Here is a 326-nt window from a genome sequence, read left to right on the forward strand (position 1 = left end):
ACGCCGAGCTTCTCGGCCTGCGGGACGGTCATGTCGACGAAGCGCTGACGCAGTTCGTCGTTGGAGTGCCGCTTGATCTTCCAGGCCATCGACTGCGCCGAGTTGGGCGAGGCGTCGTCGGGCGGCCCGAACATCATCAGCGACGGCCACCACCAACGGTCCACCGCGTCCTGCACCATCGCCCGCTGCTCGTCGGTGCCGCGCATCATCGTCAGCAGCAGTTCATAGCCCTGACGCTGGTGGAACGACTCCTCCTTGCAGATCCGCACCATCGCCCGCGCGTACGGACCGTACGAACTCCGGCACAGCGGCACCTGGTTGCAGAT

At 66.0% G+C, this 326-nt stretch carries 1 protein-coding gene; it reads right to left on the reverse strand.

Annotated elements, in window-relative coordinates:
* Positions 1-326 (reverse strand): Phenylacetic acid catabolic protein (locus M8J73_RS04420; protein WP_249828270.1); only part of this gene is annotated, 326 nt, incomplete at both ends.

The sequence above is a fragment of the Streptomyces neyagawaensis genome, from assembly GCF_023516595.1.
In the GTDB taxonomy this organism is placed as follows: domain Bacteria; phylum Actinomycetota; class Actinomycetes; order Streptomycetales; family Streptomycetaceae; genus Streptomyces; species Streptomyces neyagawaensis.